At 50.5% G+C, this 18,644-nt stretch carries 17 protein-coding genes; 4 read left to right on the forward strand and 13 right to left on the reverse strand.

Going from position 1 to position 18,644, the window contains the following annotated elements; genetic code table 11:
• The 3 genes from tnpA to BLW59_RS17865 all read right to left on the reverse strand — a co-directional run.
• Positions 1 to 203, reverse strand: a 203-nt coding sequence (gene tnpA, locus BLW59_RS15285; RefSeq protein ID WP_139283717.1) for an IS66 family insertion sequence element accessory protein TnpA, incomplete at its 3' end; no start/stop codon positions are given.
• A gap of 441 nt (positions 204 to 644) precedes the next feature.
• Positions 645 to 1,940, reverse strand: a complete 1,296-nt coding sequence (locus BLW59_RS15290) for a radical SAM/SPASM domain-containing protein (protein ID WP_074698469.1) — start codon at positions 1,938 to 1,940, stop codon at positions 645 to 647.
• Positions 1,941 to 2,198: 258 nt separating this feature from the next.
• Positions 2,199 to 2,375 (reverse strand): hypothetical protein, encoded by a 177-nt coding sequence (locus BLW59_RS17865; RefSeq protein WP_175463475.1) that lies wholly within the window; start codon positions 2,373 to 2,375, stop codon positions 2,199 to 2,201.
• Between the two features lie 374 nt (positions 2,376 to 2,749).
• On the opposite strand from BLW59_RS17865, the gene BLW59_RS17535 reads away from it, so the two are divergent.
• A complete protein-coding gene (locus BLW59_RS17535; RefSeq protein ID WP_139283718.1) occupies positions 2,750 to 2,941 on the forward strand; it encodes a hypothetical protein in 192 nt (63 codons plus the stop codon).
• 260 nt (positions 2,942 to 3,201) lie between these two features.
• On the opposite strand, the gene BLW59_RS15300 is transcribed toward BLW59_RS17535, so the two are convergent.
• The 7 genes from BLW59_RS15300 to purB form a co-directional block, all read right to left on the reverse strand.
• Positions 3,202 to 3,702, reverse strand: coding sequence for a hypothetical protein (locus BLW59_RS15300; protein ID WP_074698471.1), 501 nt, complete (start codon positions 3,700 to 3,702; stop codon positions 3,202 to 3,204).
• A 74-nt stretch (positions 3,703 to 3,776) separates the two neighbouring features.
• The gene (locus BLW59_RS18245) at positions 3,777 to 4,667 is read right to left on the reverse strand and encodes a hypothetical protein (protein ID WP_074698472.1); all 891 of its coding nucleotides are present in this window, start codon (positions 4,665 to 4,667) and stop codon (positions 3,777 to 3,779) included.
• 114 nt (positions 4,668 to 4,781) lie between these two features.
• The gene (locus BLW59_RS15310; protein WP_074698473.1) at positions 4,782 to 4,967 is read right to left on the reverse strand and encodes a hypothetical protein; all 186 of its coding nucleotides are present in this window, start codon (positions 4,965 to 4,967) and stop codon (positions 4,782 to 4,784) included.
• Positions 4,968 to 5,109: 142 nt separating this feature from the next.
• Positions 5,110 to 6,795: a methyl-accepting chemotaxis protein gene (locus tag BLW59_RS15315; RefSeq protein WP_074698474.1), complete on the reverse strand. Its 1,686-nt coding sequence runs from the start codon at positions 6,793 to 6,795 to the stop codon at positions 5,110 to 5,112.
• Between the two features lie 188 nt (positions 6,796 to 6,983).
• Positions 6,984 to 8,687, reverse strand: coding sequence for a methyl-accepting chemotaxis protein (locus tag BLW59_RS15320; RefSeq protein ID WP_074698475.1), 1,704 nt, complete (start codon positions 8,685 to 8,687; stop codon positions 6,984 to 6,986).
• 251 nt (positions 8,688 to 8,938) lie between these two features.
• Positions 8,939 to 10,225: an adenylosuccinate synthase gene (locus tag BLW59_RS15325; protein WP_029546104.1), complete on the reverse strand. Its 1,287-nt coding sequence runs from the start codon at positions 10,223 to 10,225 to the stop codon at positions 8,939 to 8,941.
• 255 nt (positions 10,226 to 10,480) lie between these two features.
• Positions 10,481 to 11,785 carry an adenylosuccinate lyase gene (gene purB, locus BLW59_RS15330; RefSeq protein ID WP_029546105.1) on the reverse strand — a complete coding sequence of 435 codons (1,305 nt, stop codon included), beginning with the start codon at positions 11,783 to 11,785 and terminating at the stop codon, positions 10,481 to 10,483.
• 374 nt (positions 11,786 to 12,159) lie between these two features.
• Between purB and BLW59_RS15335 the strand changes: the two genes are divergently transcribed.
• Positions 12,160 to 13,452 (forward strand): LCP family protein, encoded by a 1,293-nt coding sequence (locus BLW59_RS15335; protein WP_074698476.1) that lies wholly within the window; start codon positions 12,160 to 12,162, stop codon positions 13,450 to 13,452.
• Between the two features lie 21 nt (positions 13,453 to 13,473).
• Here BLW59_RS15335 and BLW59_RS15340 read toward each other — a convergent pair whose 3' ends face one another.
• Positions 13,474 to 13,833, reverse strand: a complete 360-nt coding sequence (locus tag BLW59_RS15340; protein WP_318258680.1) for a NusG domain II-containing protein — start codon at positions 13,831 to 13,833, stop codon at positions 13,474 to 13,476.
• A gap of 375 nt (positions 13,834 to 14,208) precedes the next feature.
• Between BLW59_RS15340 and BLW59_RS15345 the strand changes: the two genes are divergently transcribed.
• Positions 14,209 to 14,442 (forward strand): hypothetical protein, encoded by a 234-nt coding sequence (locus BLW59_RS15345; RefSeq protein ID WP_029546108.1) that lies wholly within the window; start codon positions 14,209 to 14,211, stop codon positions 14,440 to 14,442.
• 53 nt (positions 14,443 to 14,495) lie between these two features.
• Here the strand turns inward: BLW59_RS15345 and BLW59_RS15350 are convergent, their stop codons facing one another.
• Positions 14,496 to 15,938, reverse strand: coding sequence for a glycoside hydrolase family 32 protein (locus BLW59_RS15350; RefSeq protein WP_029546109.1), 1,443 nt, complete (start codon positions 15,936 to 15,938; stop codon positions 14,496 to 14,498).
• Positions 15,939 to 16,031: 93 nt separating this feature from the next.
• Entirely contained in the window at positions 16,032 to 17,912 is a 1,881-nt protein-coding gene (locus tag BLW59_RS15355; protein WP_074698477.1) for a glucose PTS transporter subunit IIA, read from the reverse strand.
• A 529-nt stretch (positions 17,913 to 18,441) separates the two neighbouring features.
• Between BLW59_RS15355 and BLW59_RS15360 the strand changes: the two genes are divergently transcribed.
• The coding region (locus BLW59_RS15360; protein WP_139283719.1) for a hypothetical protein at positions 18,442 to 18,644 on the forward strand (203 nt) is incomplete at its 3' end.

Here is an 18,644-nt window from a genome sequence, read left to right on the forward strand (position 1 = left end):
TCTGCTGTCTCTGCCTTCAACTGCGGCATGCCTTCCACGATCTCCTCACGGATTTTGCGGAGCCAGTAGTAGAACGCGTTGTATTTGATGTCCTGCTGGCGGCAATATTCCCTGGCCTTAAGGCCGCTCTGCTGCTGGGCCAGGATAACCTGTTTCCAGTAATCCATGGACTGCCGATGCTTGATTTGTTGAATTTGAGTCAAAACAAAGACCTCCCAATGAGATAAATGGCTAAAATGACTTTTTCAGCTTTTTCATGTGAGTGATTTTAGTCAATTATCTCATATGGGAGGCACAGTTTAAATACACCGTATTATTTACCGCTTACCTTTGAGAGCCTAGCCGCTTGGCTGGGCTTTTTTTATATTTCATACACCGGGTGGTTTATCGCTTTCCATAAAAACACCTCCCAAATGATGTTTCTATTTTACATCACTCGGGAGGTTTACACAAAATCCGGGATAGACTCAGTTTCGCAGGTAAACCTTACCTACGAAGCTTTTCATTAATTATTGAAACATATCAATTATAAAATCATCTTTCGTATGGATCTTCTCCATCATCAACACAAAGACCGCCGAGGCAAGTACACGTGTCGACTTCCACCTTCATGTCCATCGGTTCCACTAAAAAAATCATTCTGATTACCTCCTCAATTTGTAATAATAATACTCTAAAACCCTATCCAAATTATACTTAATCGTGCCACAAACAGGTTCTCCTGCCTGTTTTGCAGCACTTGGACACCCACCCATGCATACAGGCAAATACTGACATTCCCTGCATTTATCAATTCTAATCGGATTCCACTGAATGGAATTCATATAATTTCCTTCAATTCGAAAATCATTCACATTGCCACAGGAATTTTTTTCATTTCCAACATCATTCCAACACTTGTATAAAGAACCACTGTTATCAACCACAAAACTATTGACACAGTCAGCACAACCGCAATAATTCATGCGTACTATAGGATAAATCAGCTTTCTACTAACTTTCAGACCGTAATCAGCTACTTTTCCATAAAGTGACAACATCACATCCGCAAATTGTTCGTAACTGTAGCAATCCTCTTCAATCGATTTGCATATTTCAGTAAAAGGAGAAACTTTTCCAAATCCAATATTCAAATTCTTATATCTGTCTATTCGCCTACTAAGATCCTGCAACAGTTCATCAACATTACTGATATTTTCCTTGTCTATATTAATTCTTATCGCAACAGATAAATCATTATTTAAAAGAGAATTTACATTTTCAATCAGTTTATCATAAGTACTTTCTCTAGTAATGCATCTACGACGTTGATCATGAATTTCTTTAGGTCCATCAATAGTAACTTGCACACGATTTATCTTATATTTCTTGAATTTTTCAATATCCAATGCATCTATCAAACTTGCATTTGTGATAATAAATGCATCATACTTAATATTCCTCTTCACACAAAGTTCTAAAAACTTCTCCGACAGACTATAAACAACACTCTTTGCGAGCAATGGTTCTCCACCATACCATGTAACGGAAAACTTTTTAACTCCTTCCAAATGTTTTTCAACGAATTTTAGCAGTGCTGCTTGTATGTCACTGCTCATAATTCCTTTAGGGTGAGTTTCAAAGCAATATTTGCACCGAAAATTACAATCAAGCGTTGGAGCAATAGTCAAGCTAAGATTTGTTGCATCATATTTAGTAAGATTGCGATAAAATTGCAGTCGTTCTAATTCATCGACATCATCATTTACAATGCAACCAGAAATTTTCATATCATTTACAAGTCTTGAATCATATTTAGCTTCATCGAAGCAATTATTTTTTATATCATCTACAACACGTAAAAAACATTCATCAACAATTGCTAGTGCACAAGTTGCAGCGTTAAAATAAACTGTTGAATTATCGTATTTTTTAAAAAAATTATACTTTGATAATTTCATTATTATCACCCAAGAACAACATATTCATTTTCTCTTGTAATAAATACAAGAATCAGTATTTTACAGATTTTAGTAAAATAAAGATTGCGTAACTAATATTTCCAAGCCCCCAAAATATAATATGCTCACCACAAACAAGCACTCGAAAGCAATGTGTTACGCGATGAGCATATTATGCAACAATAATTGAGCCATCGGTAGACGCTACCATTGTTTCTCTGCTTATTTCACATCAGCCACTCGGGCAGTCAAGGTATTTTAGTCAAAAGAAAATGCACCACAACCATCATCATCTTCATCAATAAAAGGTTGTAGCTCTTCATATAATTCTTCCAATTCTGCTAGGGTATCGTTCTCTATCTCGTCAATATCAACAATACCTCTACGCTCCGCAAGAATCTCAAGTAGTTCCTGCCGTCTTTCTTCTTTTGTCATATTTATTACTCCCTTGCTAAATAAGCAACAAGCACAGTTAGCTTGCCTCTCCGCAACTATATCTGGAAGAAATATTAGCATCTACCTCTAACGCCTCCGCTATTATTATAGCATACAGAAAAAAAAAATAACAAGTCTGAAATTTATTTTACATTCACATTAAACGAAAACGGAAATGAAAAAAGTCCGCCTATGGAATATCTCCACCGACGGACCATATGAAACAATCTTGCCTGAATCCATTATTCTGCCTAAAATTTTCATTGAGATGTACTATATAAAAAGGTTATACCAGTCGCATAGGCACCACCCGGAGCAGCCTCCGTGGCTGGCTGTCCGGAAAAGGGCAACCTGATGCTGATGGTTTTGTGCGCGTGGCTGTCAGCGAAAACGTATCATTGGCCTGGCTCCTGGGGGATGAACGCGAGTTCGATGGCTGCTCCCAGCAGGAGCTTGCCCTGATAAAAAAATATCGTGGCCTTTCTGAAATCCACAAAGAAGACATTGCGGTGTTCCTTGAACGATATCATGAGCAGGACTGCTCAGAACCTCTCCATTCAGATTAAAAGGACTCCTATGACCCGTTATAGCCATGGGAGTCCTTTTTCCTATGCGCAAAAAGGCCACCAATGAAGAAATCCCCACCGGCGGCCTTATATGAAACAAACTTGCCTAAATCCATTATTCTGCAAAACTTCTCTTTGAGATGTGCTATGTACCGTGATTGCTTATAAAACGTACAACGTTCCATGTTACCTAGCTGGGCACCGTCCTGCCCCCATCTTGAAGAACCTCGGCAAGTCTGCTCATACCAATGTTACTAAACTTAGCAGTCCACCTCTGTCTCCATGTCGATTTTCTCAATCAGCAAAGACATTTTCTCACACTCCAGTATAAGCTTCTGGCTCTTCTCCACCGCCAGATCATGGCCAATGGTAGTAACCATCACAGTGCCATCCGAAACGCTTCTATAGCCCGAGGATGCTTTCTCACGCTTGGGCTTCCCTGCCATGGAACGGTAATACTTTGCCTCCTGACGGAGCTGTATCACTCTGGACACCAGCTCGCCTATGGAATGAATCTCCGGGTACTCAGGTATGTCCAACTGCCGCGTATTGGCCTTGCGGATGCAGTCCTCCACGGCAATCAGCTTGTCTATGGCAGCATCAATTTTCTCACACAAATCTTCCGGCGTATCATTGATGTAGTCATGGAAGTCCTCTGTGGGCAGCATCTCCACCACAGAAACCTCCTCCCTCTGGCTGCGCAACTCCGCCAGTTCCTTCTTCAAACGAGCTTGAAGTATGCGAGCTTCTTTCAGGTTCAATGAACTTCCCTCCCTTTATACATATGAACAAATGTTCACATCATAATATGTTTTAGTATCAAAAGCATACATATTCACATAGCCTTTATAGCTGATGCATAACGCTCCCTATCCTCCATTGGCACCTTCAATGCATCCATAGCCTTTTCCACCGTAAAATTCATCGTGTCCATCAAGTTATAGATAGAGGAAAGCATATTTTCTTCACGACCTTCAGTACGTCCCTCAATACGCCCTTCTTCACGGCACTCATTCCCATATCTCTCATTGACCTCTTCCTGGCTGAACAGCGTCATCATGATATCCTCAACCTCCCCTTCACGTTCCTCAAGGTACTTTGCCAATACATTCTCATCACGGCAAAGCCGTATCGTTTCTTCTATAGCCAACTTCGTTTTCCCATGTACCTTAACCTGCTCATCGAACAGATGACAGAAACGGATATACTGCTGCACTATGTCCGTGGTACCTGGGGTAGCCAGCACCTTCACCTTTAAATCCAAAGCAGAATCACCTGCAAAGAACTCTTCAGCCAAGTGCAGGAACTCCGGCAGGTTCTTCTTATCTCCTGTATAGATCACAAAGCAAGCAGGTTTGGGAATGGTTATCTTTTTCGTTCCATATATGTTCATTTCCTTATGACTCTGGATGTAGCGGTTGTAGGTCTCTGCCAGGTATAGGAACATCCTCACCAGAACATTCAGCGACCAAGTAGACTGGGCCTCCGAGCAGAAGATGATCTTATCCTTCACCAGTAGCCCTAAGTCATTGTAAGGACGTACCATCAGCACAGAGTGCAGGGTCACGAACTCTATATCATCCTCAGTCACTGCCATCCACGGGCTAAGAGCCTTCACAAGCTCCACAGCGTTAGCAGGGATATGGAAGAGGTCAATGAAGACAGAATCCTTCCCCTTACGTCTGGCCTTTGCCTTATCTTCCATCCAGTCTGCACTATCTCCCATGGGTATATCGCCACCTTTTGTCTAAATTATAACGCAATTATTCTAAGTTTGCCATAGGCAAAACTTGTCAATATGTAGTATACTAAAGGTAATTAACCAGTTCTAGAAAAGCTTCTATTCTGGGTCAAACACCTTGTTTTGCACCTTATCAGCATTAAAACGACTGAAAATGAGTGAAAATAACGGACAGAATAGCGGCATTTTGCCTGGGGCGAAAAATGGGAAAGAAGCCGTCAGCCCTTGAAAATAAAGGGTTTTCAGCTTCAGAACACATATTCTAAAAATTGCCGTCAGAATCACGCACTTACTTCCCAAGCTTTAGAGGTGGGTTCGACTCCCATTGCCCGCTCCAAAAGAAATTCAAGCCACTGCTCTCAGCAGTGGCTTTTTGTGTTGCCTGATACAAAGTGCCTCCCCGTTTAGAGAAGGCACCTCCTTATGCCTACACCTTGAACTTCTGCACTTCGTTCTGCAGATTCTGGGCCATGGTGGCCAGCTGATGGCTGGAGTCAGTAACCTCGTGCATGGTAGCGCTCTGCTGCTGGGTGGCGGCAGAGATATTCTGGGACTCCTCTTCGAACTTGCGGCTCTGGGCCTGGAGGTGGGACATGGAAGTCAGGATGTTCTTGCTGGTGTCCTCCACCACCCGGATATGCTCCAGGGATTCTTTGATATGATCTCCCAGGAGATTCACCTGCCGCTCGATATCCCGGAAAGCCTCGCCGGTGGAAGCCACAGCATTGGCCCCTTCGGACACATTGCGATTGCCTTCTTCTATGGCATTGACCGCCTCCTGGGTGTCCTTCTGAATGTCCACGATAAGATTGGCTATATTGCCTGCAGCCTCGCTGGACTGCTCCGCCAGCTTCCTCACCTCGTCTGCCACTACGGAGAATCCCCGTCCTGCCTCGCCGGCCCGGGCAGCCTCAATGGCGGCATTCAAAGCCAGCAGGTTAGTCTGGGCAGAGATGTTGGAAATGGTGTCCACGATTTCCCCAATCTGGTCGGAACGCTTGCCCAGGGAAGCCACCACCTGGGCGGAACTTGCCACCTGGCTGGCTATCTGCTGGATCTGGGCCACGGCCTGATCCACGGACTGGCCGCCCACTCTGGCCAGCTCACGGCTCTGCAGGGAAGCATCACGCATGGTCTGGGCGCTGCCTGCCAGGGCAGTAACCTTCTCGGACATGCCTCTGGCCTCGTATTCCACCTGGCTGATGACCTCTGCCTGGGTGGCAGCCCCCCGGCTCAGGGTGACTGTACTCTCAGCCACGCTGTTCACCGCTTCTGCCGTCTGCATGGCACTGGCAGTGAGCTCCTCGGCTGCAGCAGACACAGTCTGTGCAGAGTCTGACACATTTCCGACTAAATTCCTCAGCTTTTTCTGCATGTTGTTGCCGCAGAAAGCCAACTTGCCTATTTCGTCCTCTGATTCCACAGGCACAGGCTGCCCCGTAAGGTCGCCTTCGGCAATGCGCTCCATGCCTGAGGTGAGGGCCATCATAGGCCGCAGCGCTTTGCCCACCACCACATAGGAAAGCACCCCTGCCAGGATCATGATGAGCAGCATGGCGACGATGACAGAGGTCATAAAGCTGCTGCGTATGCCGTCAAACTCACTGTTGGAAAGCCCTACGAAGAGCATGCCAATAATCTGACCGTTCGCGTCCTTGATGGGTTCATAAGCACTCTGGAATTCCTCTCCCAGCACATTAGCCGGACCCACGAAGAACTCACCCTTCTTCAGCACTGACTCAGCTACAGGTGCCGAGCACTTGGTGCCCACGGCCCTGCCGCCGCCCTCACCCTTGACGGTGGTGGCAATACGGGTATCCCCCAGGAAGAAAGTCACGTGACCTTTGCAAACCTTCCCCAGAGAATCTACCAGCTCCTCGGCCCCATTGACCTTGTAATCTCCTTTGTAAAGTTCATTGCCCTTCACCTGCCACAACCCGGGATGGCGGTGCTCCATGACCTCCTGGAAGGAGACTGCATTGGAATAGGCCTTCATCTGCAGCGCTTCGTCAAAGCCTTCGTTGGCGCTGCGGTACCCCAGCACTCCCATGCAGACACAGGCCACGACAATGAAGATATCCAGCAAAATTATCGCCTTGGTTTGCAGTTTCATAAAAACTCCTCTTTCCTAAAATTTAAAAAATTCTGTACGGAATGGACATTCCGCACCCTGCTTTCCCTCCCTGGAAGATTTTTACGAGATTGAAAATTAAGGGATACTCCCTAGCGCAAAAAATTCGACCCTTGCAAGAAAATTCCTGCAAGGGCCGAATGATTTATTAAATGTATATTAAATTCTTCTTAGAAACTGAAGCCTGCCAGAGATGCCTGCTGTTTCTGGGCCAGGACTGCCAGAGCGTCGCTGGCAGCTGCGATTTCCTGGGCAGAGGCGCTCTGCTGCTCAGTGGCGGCGGAGACAGCCTGCATCTCACCGGAAACCTGGGTGGAAGCAGAACTGATCTGGCTGATATCCTCAGTGATGGTCTCCGTCTCGCGGGTCATCTTGGTGATGGAGCCGGACACAGCCTGAATCTCATCAGATACTTCCTGCACCAGGCAGTTGATGTCTTCAAAAGTGGCGCGCAGGCCCTCTACGGAATCCACACCAGCCTTCACAGCCTCACGGCCTGCATCCATGGAAGCCACAGCAGCGGAGGTATCCTCCTGGATAGCTGCGATAAGCTCGGCAATCTTCTTGGCACTTTCCTGGGACTCGCTGGCCAGCTTGGCCACCTCGCCTGCCACCACATTGAAACCGCGGCCCTGCTCGCCGGCACGGGCAGCCTCGATGGAAGCATTGAGAGCCAGCAGATTGGTCTGCTCGGCAATGGAGGAAATAGTATCCACGATCTCGCCGATTTCTTTGGAGCGGTTGCCCAGACGGTCAACCAGCTTGGCGGTGCCCAGCACAGTTGACTCAACTTCCTTCATCTGGGCCACGGAGCCGTCAATAGCGGTGGAGCCTACGGTAGCATGGTTGGAAGCAGCGCCGGAACGCTCTGCCACCCGCGCAGATTCCTGACGGATGCCTTCCATGGAAGCCTGCAGGCTCTCCACAGCGTTGTTGGTATTAGCTACGGAACGCTCCTGCTTCTCTACGGAGCCAACCACATCAGTAGCAGACTGAGCCACCTGGGTGGAAACCTGGGCAGCCTGGCCGGAAGAAGCGGTGAGCTCCTCAGAAGCTGCAGCCAGCTGCTGGGCGCTGTCATGGACTTCACGCATGAGCTTGTTCATCTTCGTGCGCATCTCGTGAAGAGCCGCATCCATCTCGCCCAGCTCATCGCCACGGCCCAGCAGAGGCTTGTGGCGGAAATCGCCCTCGCCCATGTTGCGGCAGTTATCAATCATCTGGCGGATGCTGGTGATGATCTCGCGGATGATGAAGAAGGACATAAGTCCCAGGAGTGTAAGGCAAACCAGGGTAACCACGGTCATGAACCACAGGTTGGAAGACATGGAGGAGGAAACTTCCTCATTCAGCTTGTCTGCATTGTCATTGGCAATCTTCTGCAGGGCAGTGAGGTTCTTCAACAGGTCCTGGGTTACCCCGGCCTCTACCCCCTGGTAGTAGTTCCAGGCAGCCTGGGTTTCGCCCTTGTCTGCCAGGCGCTCTGCCTCAAGAACACCGTCTTTGAATTTCTTCCAGTTAGCCTCGGCCTGAGCTATATCATTAGCTGTCTCAGGCACCCGGGCGCCCAGGTCTCTGTAGGCAGGCCATTCCTTCTCGAAGCTGTCCATAGCATCGTGGATGGAGGCCTTAACCTTTGCATCTTTGGGGTCAAGCACGTGTTTCACAATGCGTACCTGCACCATGCGCATATAGTTGATTTCATTTCCTAAAAGCTTGGTGGCCTGAAGCTTGCGGCTGTACATATTGTCAATGTCATCACTGGCATTGGACAGGCCGCGATAGCCGTTAAAACCGATAAAAGCCATGCCCAGCAGGGCTACTATCACCAGGGAGAGAATCTTGGAACCGATAGGGATGTTCTTGAGGTTCATAATGCTTCCTTTCTAGTCAAACTGACGAATAAAATTACATATTTGGGACTTCAGTCCCGCTTACAGGCCCATAATAGCAAACTGGTTTCACAATTGCAAGAGGAAATTTGAAAATTTTTCTCAGATGGTAAACCTAAGTTGACTGTTAGAAAGCTAATCAATTAGGGTAAAAAATACGAGGAAGCCTTGCAACATAAGGCTTCCTCGTGTGTTAATCTGTAATGTGAAATTGTAATATTTTACTGCGAAAATCAGAAAATATTTTTTGTCACCACGATGGTCTGGTCGCGGTTGGGACCCACGGAGACGATGCCGATGTCAATGCCCGTGACCTCAGCCATGCGCTCCACATACTTCCTGGCCTTCTCCGGCAGGTCTTCGTATTTGCGGATGCCGCTGATATCCGTCTTCCAGCCCTCAAAGGTCTCGTACACAGGCTCGCACTCGGCCACTACCTTCAAGCTGGCAGGCACTAGCTTCAGGATCTCGCCCTTGTACTTGTAGCCCGTGCACATCTTGATTTCGTCAAAGCCGTCCAGGATGTCCAGACGGGTGATGGCCATGTAGTCGATGCCGGAGATAACCCCTGCATAACGCACTACCACAGCATCCAGCCAGCCCGTGCGGCGGGGACGGCCAGTGACCACGCCGTACTCATGGCCTGCCTCACGGAGCTTCTCGCCGATCTCGTTCAGCTGCTCAGTGGGGAAGGGACCTTCGCCCACACGGGTGCAATAAGCCTTCACCACGCCATAGACCTTGCCAATCTTCTTGGGAGAAACCCCTGCGCCTACAGCCACGCCGCCAGAAATTGGGTGGGAAGCAGTGCAGTAAGGATAAGTGCCGTAGTCGATGTCCAGCATGGTAGCCTGGGCGCCCTCGAAGAGCACCTTGCGGCCAGAGTCGATTTCATCGTTCAGCAGGGTGATGGCATCGCACACATAGGGACGGAGCCTGTCAGCATAGCCCATGTACTCCTTGTAGATCTCATCGTAGTCAAGGGGCTCATGGTTATAGATAGCCTGCAGTTCCTTGTTCTTCTTTTCCAGATTCACCTTCAGCTTCTCAGCGAAGACCTCGGGATCCATCCAGTCACAGACACGAATGCCAATGCGGTCATCACGGTCGATGTAGCAAGGGCCGATGCCGTTCTTGGTAGTGCCAATCTTGCCCTCACCCTTCTGCTCATCACCCAGGCCGTCCATGAGACGGTGGTAGGGCATGACCACGTGTGCCCGGTCCGACAAGCGGATGCCAGACACATCAATGCCACGGGCTTCCATGGCATCCATTTCCTGCAGCATAACCTCAGGATTCACCACCACGCCATTAGCAATGATGTTATGTGTCCCCTTATAAAGGATACCGGAAGGAAGCAGGCGCAGCTTATAAGCCTCGCCATCAACCATGACGGTGTGCCCGGCATTACTGCCCCCCTGGAAACGCACCACAGTCTCAGCCTGCTGGGCCAGGTAGTCAACAATCTTCCCCTTGCCCTCATCGCCCCACTGGGTACCAGTAATAACAACAGTAGACATAAAAATCGCTCCTTAATAATTGTGCCCACCCAAAGCCACTCAAACTTCAGCCCATGGATGGGCGTTCCGCGGCCGTTGGCTTTCATGGATGAAAGGCAAGGCCGCGCTTTCTTTCGCTACGAAATCTTGGCTATTTCAAGTCCGAAGGACTTGTAATCGCTTAGATTTCGTGCGAGGCGTAGTGTGACACGGTGTGTCACACGCAGCTTGGTTCGTTTTCTTTACTATAAAGAAAATGAACAGCCGAAACGAAAATTAGAGCCCAAACCTCTCAAAAATCGTATCCACATGACGGAGGAAATAATTGTAGTCAAAGCACCCGTCAATTTCCTCTTTAGTAAGATATTTGGTAATATCCTCATCTTTCTCGACGTTAGCCTTGAAGTCTTCCCCTTCCAGCCAACGCTTCATGGCATTCCGCTGCACCCACTTGTAGGCATCCTCGCGCAATACGCCCTTGCCTACTATAGTCAGCAGCAGGCGCTGGCTGTAAATCAGGCCGCCGGTGCGGTTGAGATTCTCCAACATGGCTTCAGGATAAACCAAAAGCTTATCTATAATATTGGTGAACTTCTGCACGCAGTAATCCACGTTGATGGTGCTGTCCGGCAGGATCACGCGCTCCACGGAAGAGTGGGAGATATCACGCTCATGCCAGAGAGTGATGTTCTCCATAGCTGCCTGGGCATTGCCACGCACCAAACGGGCCATGCCGGAAATGCGCTCGCAGTTGATGGGGTTGCGCTTGTGGGGCATGGCAGAGGAACCCTTCTGGCCCTTGGAGAAGAACTCCTCAGCCTCGCGGATATCCGTGCGCTGCCAGTTGCGGACCTCGGTAGCGAACTTCTCGAAGGAGCTGGCAATAAGGGCGAGAGTGGTGATGAACTCTGCATGACGGTCACGCTGGATAACCTGGGTAGCCAGCGGCGTGGGTTCAAGGCCCAGAGCCTTGCAGGCCATCTCCTCTATTTTCGGGTCGATGTTGGAGTAGGTGCCCACAGCACCGGAAAGCTTGCCCACGGAAATAGTCTTCTTGGCGTGCTCCAGACGGTCGATGCAGCGATCCACCTCTGCGCTCCACAGGAGGAACTTCAGGCCCAGGGTCATGGGCTCGGCATGGATGCCGTGGGTCCTGCCGATGCAGGGAGTGTGCTTGAACTCAGAGGCACGGCGGCGTACTACCTCGCGGAACTTCTTCAGATCCTCCAGGATGATGTCTGCAGCGTCCTTCAGCTGCAGGCAGGTAGCAGTATCCTCCACGTCAGAGGAAGTGAGTCCCATGTGGATGTACTTGGAATCCTCGCCCACATTCTCTGCCACAGTGGTCAGAAAAGCGATGAGATCATGGTGAGTAACAGCCTCGATCTCAAGGATGCGCTCTACGGTGAAGACAGGGCCGGCATTTACTTTCTCACGAATGCGCTGCACAGCGTCTTTCGGGATATATCCCAGCTCTGCAGCTGCATCACAGGCAGCCAGCTCTACCTCCAGTACCCGCTGCCACTTGGCCGTATCCGTCCAAATAGCGCCCATCTCAGGATTCGTGTAACGTGCGATCATTAGTTTTCCTCCCTAATGCCCTTGCGGCGTCACTGCACCGCAGAAGTGAAAACAACACAACGAAAAAACTCAAATTGACCGTGCCAACACTTTCAGCCAACGGCCTCATTTTGAGTCTGGAAGATACCTTATTTACATATCCCTTGACAATGATAGCATTTTTACGCTGCACCTGTCAATCTGTTTACCAGGCAATGAGCCATTCTGTCTTTTATTTTTAATGAAAAATTATCCTGCTTTCATAAAATTTTAATTGCACAGTGCTACCATACTATATATAATTGTGCTGTACTATGTATAATTGTCCTGCATGACTATTTCTAGGACTTTTAGTGATTCTGATTACATTATAATAAGAAAGAAGAGGTTATCTATTGGCAGCTTCAAACTCCAGTATCCCCCCCAGAAAAAACAAGCATAAAAAAAGCATTTGGCCCTGGGTGCTGGCAGCGTTCGTCTTCCTCGGCGCAGCCCTGGCCGGAGCCTATTTTGCTTCCTCCAGCCTGGAGGACAAGCCTACCGTGGCTAAGGAAAAAAAGGAAGAACTCCTCACCGCCAAGGACAAGTCTACCATCATGATCATGGGGGTGGACGAGCGGGCTGACGATGTGGGACGCTCCGACACCCTGATGATTGCCACCATCGACCCCAAGCTTGACCAGGCAGCCCTCCTTTCCATTCCCCGCGATACCCGGGTGAAAATCAAAGGCCACGGCTACGACAAAATCAACGCCGCCTACGCCTATGGCGGGGAGCGCCTGACCCAGGATACCGTAGAGGAATTCCTGGGGGTGAACATGGACCACTACATCATCGTCAATGTCAAAGCTTTCCAGCGCATCATTGATGCTCTGGGCGGCGTGGACATTGATGTGGAAAAACGCATGTACTACGAAGACCCCTGGGACGATGACGGCGGCCTGCTCATCGATCTGCGCCCGGGCCTGCAGCACATGGACGGCAAAACCGCCGTCACCTATGTGCGCTACCGTGACGAAGAGGGAGACATCGGCCGCATCAAGCGCCAGCAGGCTTTCATGAAGGCCTGCATGGAGAAGGTCACTTCCCCCGCCATCATCCCGAAACTCCCCTCTGTCATTGCCGAGGTCTTCGAGTCCGTCAAGACCGACCTTTCTGTGCGCCAGCTTCTGGAATTCGCCGGCTCCCTGAACAAAGCCAAGGGCAACGGCCTCAAGACCGAGATGGTGCCGGGACGCCCCCTCTACATTGAGGGCATTTCCTACTGGATTCCCAAGGTTTCCGAGCTGCGCACAGCTCTTGTAGATACTTTAGGCATCACCATGAATGCCAGCATGAAGTCCCGCATCGAGCGGGCTGAGGCGGAGTATGAAAGCTCCATCCCCTCCACCGCTACGGAAGTGCCGGAAAGCGACACCAGCATAGGCAGGGCCAGCAGCATCAAACATAGCAGCAGCAGTTCCGATAGAGAGGAACGCTCCACCAGCAGCAGCCGCAGAGAAACCGTCAAGGCTGACAGGGATGACGAAGAAGAAGAAATCCCCGAGCGCAACCGGGCACTGCGCGAACGCGAAAGCCGCGCCGAAGAAGCTCCCCGCCAGAGTGTGCAGGAGGAAGCTCCCACCCGCGATACAAACACCAGCGACGCTCCCGCCCCCGGCAGGAGCAGCGCAGGCAAAACCAGATAATGAAAGCAGGACCACACCCGCTCAGGGCAGTGGTCCTGCTTTTATTTCTATCAACAATTTGTGGGGCAGGCAAGCCGCCGTTTCCCCGGCTTTGGAAAGGCGCCCCGTCTTCACGCAGATTTTGTCCGGACAATCCGCCTCCAACACCCTGATAGATTCCTCCTCTATCAAGATGGTATTTCTTCCCTTAGGCGTTTCAATCTCAAAGGATTCCTTCCCCCTGTGCCCCGTCAACTCTATGCGCCGATAGAGTTCGCCGTCCAGGGTAATCTCCCCATAGAGGTTATTTTCCCCCTCCAGGCGGAAAAAGAGTGCTCCTGCCAGCAAAAGCAGCAACATGAGCACCATGAGAAAGACATCTGCTCTGCCAAACTTCTTCAAATCTCTGCCCCCTTCCCATCTGCTTCAGTATCACACAAGGCATCTTTCCTGTCAAATCATCTGATGAATCACTCAGATAACATTTCTCTTTAGTCTCATTTCAGCTTAAAACTTCTTATGTAAAGGTTTTCTCTTTATGATAATCGCCAAAAAAGCAAGCATACAAGACTTTCTCTCTCTTTTTGGGATGACAAATCCATATTTCGGCTGAAACAGCGTTACAAGAAGGTCAAAAGGCCTTAACAAAGAGGAAATGCTATAGTATAATCAGTAACAAGCTGAAACGCTCAAAGTATGTCAGCCTTTGCCTTAAGCCCTTGCGTACCGGGCAGATGCTTGTATAGGTACGTTGTTCTACATTGGAGGTGTCCAATCATGATGATTGATGACGTTCGTGTCGTCGTCGAGAATGGTCCCTTATGCGCTGAGGAAGCCAAGTTCTACATTGATCGAATCAAAAAGTCCAGCAAATTCCCGTTGAAGAAAGTGATTTTTACCCGTTCCAGCGCATATCTTGACCTGCGCTATTCCTTTGAAGGCATTCCCTTTGAAAGGGTTCGCCGGGTTCACCTGGTGGAAATTCCGGAGGATAAAGCCGTCAATGACTGAACTCAAAAAAGCCTGCTGCAACCGCGCAGCAGGCTTTTTCATTTGTCCTAAAGTCAGCTGAATTTGTAGCTGTCCAGTTCCCAGACGCGGCCGGAGACGCTTTCCATATCCGCATCAGAGAAAAGGCGAAGCTCAGGCTGGATATTCTTCTCCGGGAAGAGGAAGAAGCTGGCTGCTTCCTCACCATGCTGGAAGAAGGCTTCCACAGCAGTGCGGTCCACAAAGAGACGCAGGGACAGCACACCGTCAGAATAGAGGCGGAACTTGCGCTTGCCCTTGCCCCCCAGCTTCATGCCGGAGCGGTCAATGGTGCAGGCCTGCTCCTGAGTATCGTAGGTAATGACGGTCTTTTCCAAGCCATACACCAACTCCAGGGAGACCCTGTGAGCCTCTCCCAGGCTGATATCCAAAATGACCTCGGAAGTATCATAGAGGCCGCAGATCAGCTCATCAGTGCTGTCACTGTCAAGCGTCACCGCCGTTTCCTCAATGCGCAGGGCCTTCATCTCCCGGGCGGGCTTGGAATAGATATGCCCCTGCCTCAGAGTCAGCTCCCTAGGCATGGTCAGGCTGAACATCCAGCCCTTCTCAGCCGTGGGGTAATCCCCGTCTTTGTCCGGCATGCCCATCCAGCCCAGCATGAGGTTGCGTCCCTCGTGCTGGAATACCTGAGGAGCATAGAAATCAAAGCCGTGGTCAAGCTCCTGGAACTTGCCATGCAGGAGAGTCATGGCATCCAGGGAAGCATGGCCTGCCACATAGCCCGCCTGATAGATGTTCTGCCTGTCATACTCACGGGCCTCCAGACCCTGAGGACAGAAAATCAGGGCTTCGTAGTCGCCGAAGCGCAGGAGGTTCGGACACTCCCACATGTAGCCGAACTCACCCAGACGGTGAGCCAGCTCCCCTTTCAGCTGCCAGCCATCCTCATTTTCCTCATAAACCACCACCGTGCCAGTCTCATCTTCACGCTGGGCTCCCAGCACGAAGTAGCGCTTGCCATGGCGGCTGAAGATGTACGGGTCACGGAAGTGCCCCGTGTAGCCGGGAGCCGCATCCGGCACCACGATTTCCTCTTTCTTGACGGTGCCATCCTCCTGCAGGGTGCCGAAGCGCTGGGCAGGAGTGCGCTTGCCGTTTTCGTCCTTGGCATTGCAGGTATAAGCCACCCGCAGCTGTCCGTTCTCCACCGTGCCGCAGCCGGAGTAGCAGCCATCCTTGTCGTGCTCGTCAGAGGGCCACATGGAAAGCTCCGGCATGGAGTAATGCACGAAATCCCGGGTCTTCACATGAGCCCAGCACTTATTCTTGTGCACTACCCCCAAGGGATTCCACTGATAGAAGATATGGTACTCATCCTTATAATAAGTCAGACCGTTAGGGTCATTGATGAGGCCAAAGGGCATTTCCAGATGAAAGCGGTTATGCCAGCGATGGGTGAAGGGCATACCCTCCCGCACTTTGGCGTCTATTTCCGCCTTGTCAAATTTTTCCATAAAGGTCATCCTCCTTATGAAAAGAGGCGGCCCATGACTTATGCTGTGTTTTGCTCAAGTCTCAGGCCGCCTACTTAATATTTCAAGATGATATTATTCTTCCGGAGTGAAGAGTGTGAAGGTCAGAGCGAAGGCCACTGCAAAACCAACCACATTGACCATGATGTAAGGAAGCAGATGGTCAAGGTACAGCAGGGTACCAGGGATTACCGTGATGCCCATGCCGGTGCCTGCCAGCTGCATGAAGCTTGCCAGACCGCCTGCGCAGGCGCCGCCTACCAGGCCATAGATGAAGGGCTTCATGAAGCGGAGGTTGATACCGAAGATAGCAGGCTCGGTAATGCCAAGGAAGGCAGGAACTGCAGAAGAGATGTAGAGAGCACGCTTCTTGGCGTTCTTGGTCTTGGCAGCCACAGCCACGGCAGCGCCGCCCTGTGCCACGATAGCACCGGTGATGATGGCGTTGAAAGGATCCACACCGGTGGTAGCAAGGAGCTGAACCTCCAGAGCATTGAAGATGTGATGGACACCGAAGACAACCACTACCTGCTGGAGGCCGCCCACCACGATGCCGCCGATGCCGAAGGGCAGCTGCAGGAAGGCCTGCACAGCGCCGAAGACAGCGCTCTCAAGAGCGTGCATGATGGGGCCAACCACCAGGAGGCCGAGAATCATGCAGATGAACAGAGTCAGGAACGGGGTAACGATGAGGTCGATGAGGTCAGGCACGAACTTCTTCAGGCCGGCCTGCAGCTTGGCAGCCAGGATGCCCAGCACCAGAGCGGGAAGCACGGACCCCTGATAACCTACAACAGGAACGGAGAAGCCCAGCACATCCATGATAAGAGGCTGCTGTGCGCCGCCAGGGATAGCAGCCCAGGCGTTGGGCAGCTGAGGAGCCACCAGCATGAGACCCAGCACCAGACCGATGACCGGGGTGCCGCCGAAGCGCTTCATGGTGGACCAGCACACGAGGGCCGGCAGGAAGATGAAGGCGGTGTCAGTCAGCACCTGGCTCATGGTGAGCACATTTTCACTGAACTCCATGCCCAGAGCCTGGGAAGCACCGCGCAGACCCATGAAAAGACCTGTTGCCACCAGCACGGGAATGATGGGCACAAAGACGTCGCCCAGAGTGCGGGAAATCTTCTGCATAGTAGACATCTGCTCATAGGCCTCAGCCTTGTTGTTGCTGGTAGCCCCCAGGGAAGTGCCTGCCACGAAGATATCATAGACCTTGTCTACGAAGCCAGTGCCCAGGATGATCTGGTACTGGGCAGCAGCGAAGAACTGGCCCTTGACACCGTCGATGTTCTCGATGGCCTTCTCGTCAATCTTCTCACGGTCATTGACAATGAGGCGCAGGCGGGTAGCGCAGTGCTCGGCGCTGCGAACATTGTCCATGCCGCCCACATACTTGGCGATGAGCTTGGCCACACGCTCCTCAGCAGGGAGGTTAGCCAGCTCTGCCTCATCAGCAGCCACGTCATGGCCAGAAGCTGCAGCAGCAGCTGCAGGAACTTCGGCAGCTGCCTCAACGCTGTCGGAGATTTCCTGATCTCCCAGAGCCACGGTGATCTTGCCGAAATCAGCGGCATTGGTCACCAGCACGGGGGTAGTCACATCGTAGCCTGCAGCCACGATAGCAGCCACATCAAACTCAAGCAGGAGCTGGCCGCGCTTTACCTTGTCCCCCTGTGCCACATGAGCGGTGAAATGCTCACCCTTCAGGTTCACAGTATCAAGACCCACATGAATGAGAATATCAGCGCCGTTCTCACCGTGGAGGCCAATGGCGTGCTTCGTCTCAAAAAGCACAGTAACCTCGCCATCCACCGGTGAATAAACCTTGCCGGCAGGCTCGCTGACAGCAGCACCGCGGCCCATTGCCCCGCTGGCAAATGCCGGGTCCTTGACCTCTGAAAGCGGTACCAGCTTACCCTGAATGGGGCTGTCAAGACGTAAATCTGACATGAATGATTCCTCCTCTTTCCTCTCTGGAAACGATACCCTAAATACGCGTAGATATATGAGAACAATAACACAGGAACCTTATACTACGGACTGTATTCTACACAATCCCCCAGATTCCTGCCGGGATACCTCTGAAAACAGTTCCACTTGCTTGTGAAACCAATTCCATGTAACATATGATAATACGCCCAAGACTTTTTGTCAAGGGCGTATTTTTAGATTCTTATATTAAAGAATTTTCTCACAGGTGTATGAATCCATCCTGTCTAACTCTTCCTTAACAGAGTCTAAATTGCATCAAGTGGACCGCCATCCTAGCCGTTGCTTTGTCCACTCTGCAACTATGGCTCCCCCACTAGCTATATATGTAAATCAGAAAACTCAAAGCCCTCTATTTGTCTGACTTGAGTCAGGGCACATTATTCAATGTGCCCCCACATTTTATGGCAAAATACTGCTGCGAATGAGTATCACCCATCTCAGTTTGATGGTTCACATGTACAATAGTACTTGAAAGAAGGTGAACATCATGCTGAGATTGCCTGATATTGGCTCCCACGCTGCCTACAAGCAGCTCCTCTCCCAACGCATTCACAACAGTCGCCTCAAGCGCTTCGACAATAAGAAGCGCAAACTGGCAGTCAAGCTCATGGCTCTTGACCTTTCACCGGTTGACGAGATCATGCGCCCCTTTTTACTCAGAGGAAGGTCGTCCTGCATGGCTGCCTTCCT

It is taken from the genome of Selenomonas sp. KH1T6 (assembly GCF_900108415.1).
Lineage (GTDB): Bacteria > Bacillota > Negativicutes > Selenomonadales > Selenomonadaceae > Selenomonas_B > Selenomonas_B ruminantium_A.

Excerpts from the sequence above, each read along its gene's own strand:
- BLW59_RS15320 (WP_074698475.1), bottom strand. The coding sequence starts at position 8,687 with ATGAACCTCAAGAACATCCCTATCGGTTCCAAGATTCTCTCCCTGGTG.
- BLW59_RS18245 (WP_074698472.1), bottom strand. The coding sequence starts at position 4,667 with ATGGGAGATAGTGCAGACTGGATGGAAGATAAGGCAAAGGCCAGACGT.
- BLW59_RS15345 (WP_029546108.1), top strand. The coding sequence starts at position 14,209 with ATGATGATTGATGACGTTCGTGTCGTCGTCGAGAATGGTCCCTTATGC.
- BLW59_RS15350 (WP_029546109.1), bottom strand. The coding sequence starts at position 15,938 with ATGGAAAAATTTGACAAGGCGGAAATAGACGCCAAAGTGCGGGAGGGT.
- BLW59_RS15290 (WP_074698469.1), bottom strand. The coding sequence starts at position 1,940 with ATGAAATTATCAAAGTATAATTTTTTTAAAAAATACGATAATTCAACA.
- BLW59_RS15315 (WP_074698474.1), bottom strand. The coding sequence starts at position 6,795 with ATGAAACTGCAAACCAAGGCGATAATTTTGCTGGATATCTTCATTGTC.
- BLW59_RS15355 (WP_074698477.1), bottom strand. The coding sequence starts at position 17,912 with ATGTCAGATTTACGTCTTGACAGCCCCATTCAGGGTAAGCTGGTACCG.
- BLW59_RS15325 (WP_029546104.1), bottom strand. The coding sequence starts at position 10,225 with ATGTCTACTGTTGTTATTACTGGTACCCAGTGGGGCGATGAGGGCAAG.
- purB (WP_029546105.1), bottom strand. The coding sequence starts at position 11,785 with ATGATCGCACGTTACACGAATCCTGAGATGGGCGCTATTTGGACGGAT.
- BLW59_RS17865 (WP_175463475.1), bottom strand. The coding sequence starts at position 2,375 with ATGACAAAAGAAGAAAGACGGCAGGAACTACTTGAGATTCTTGCGGAG.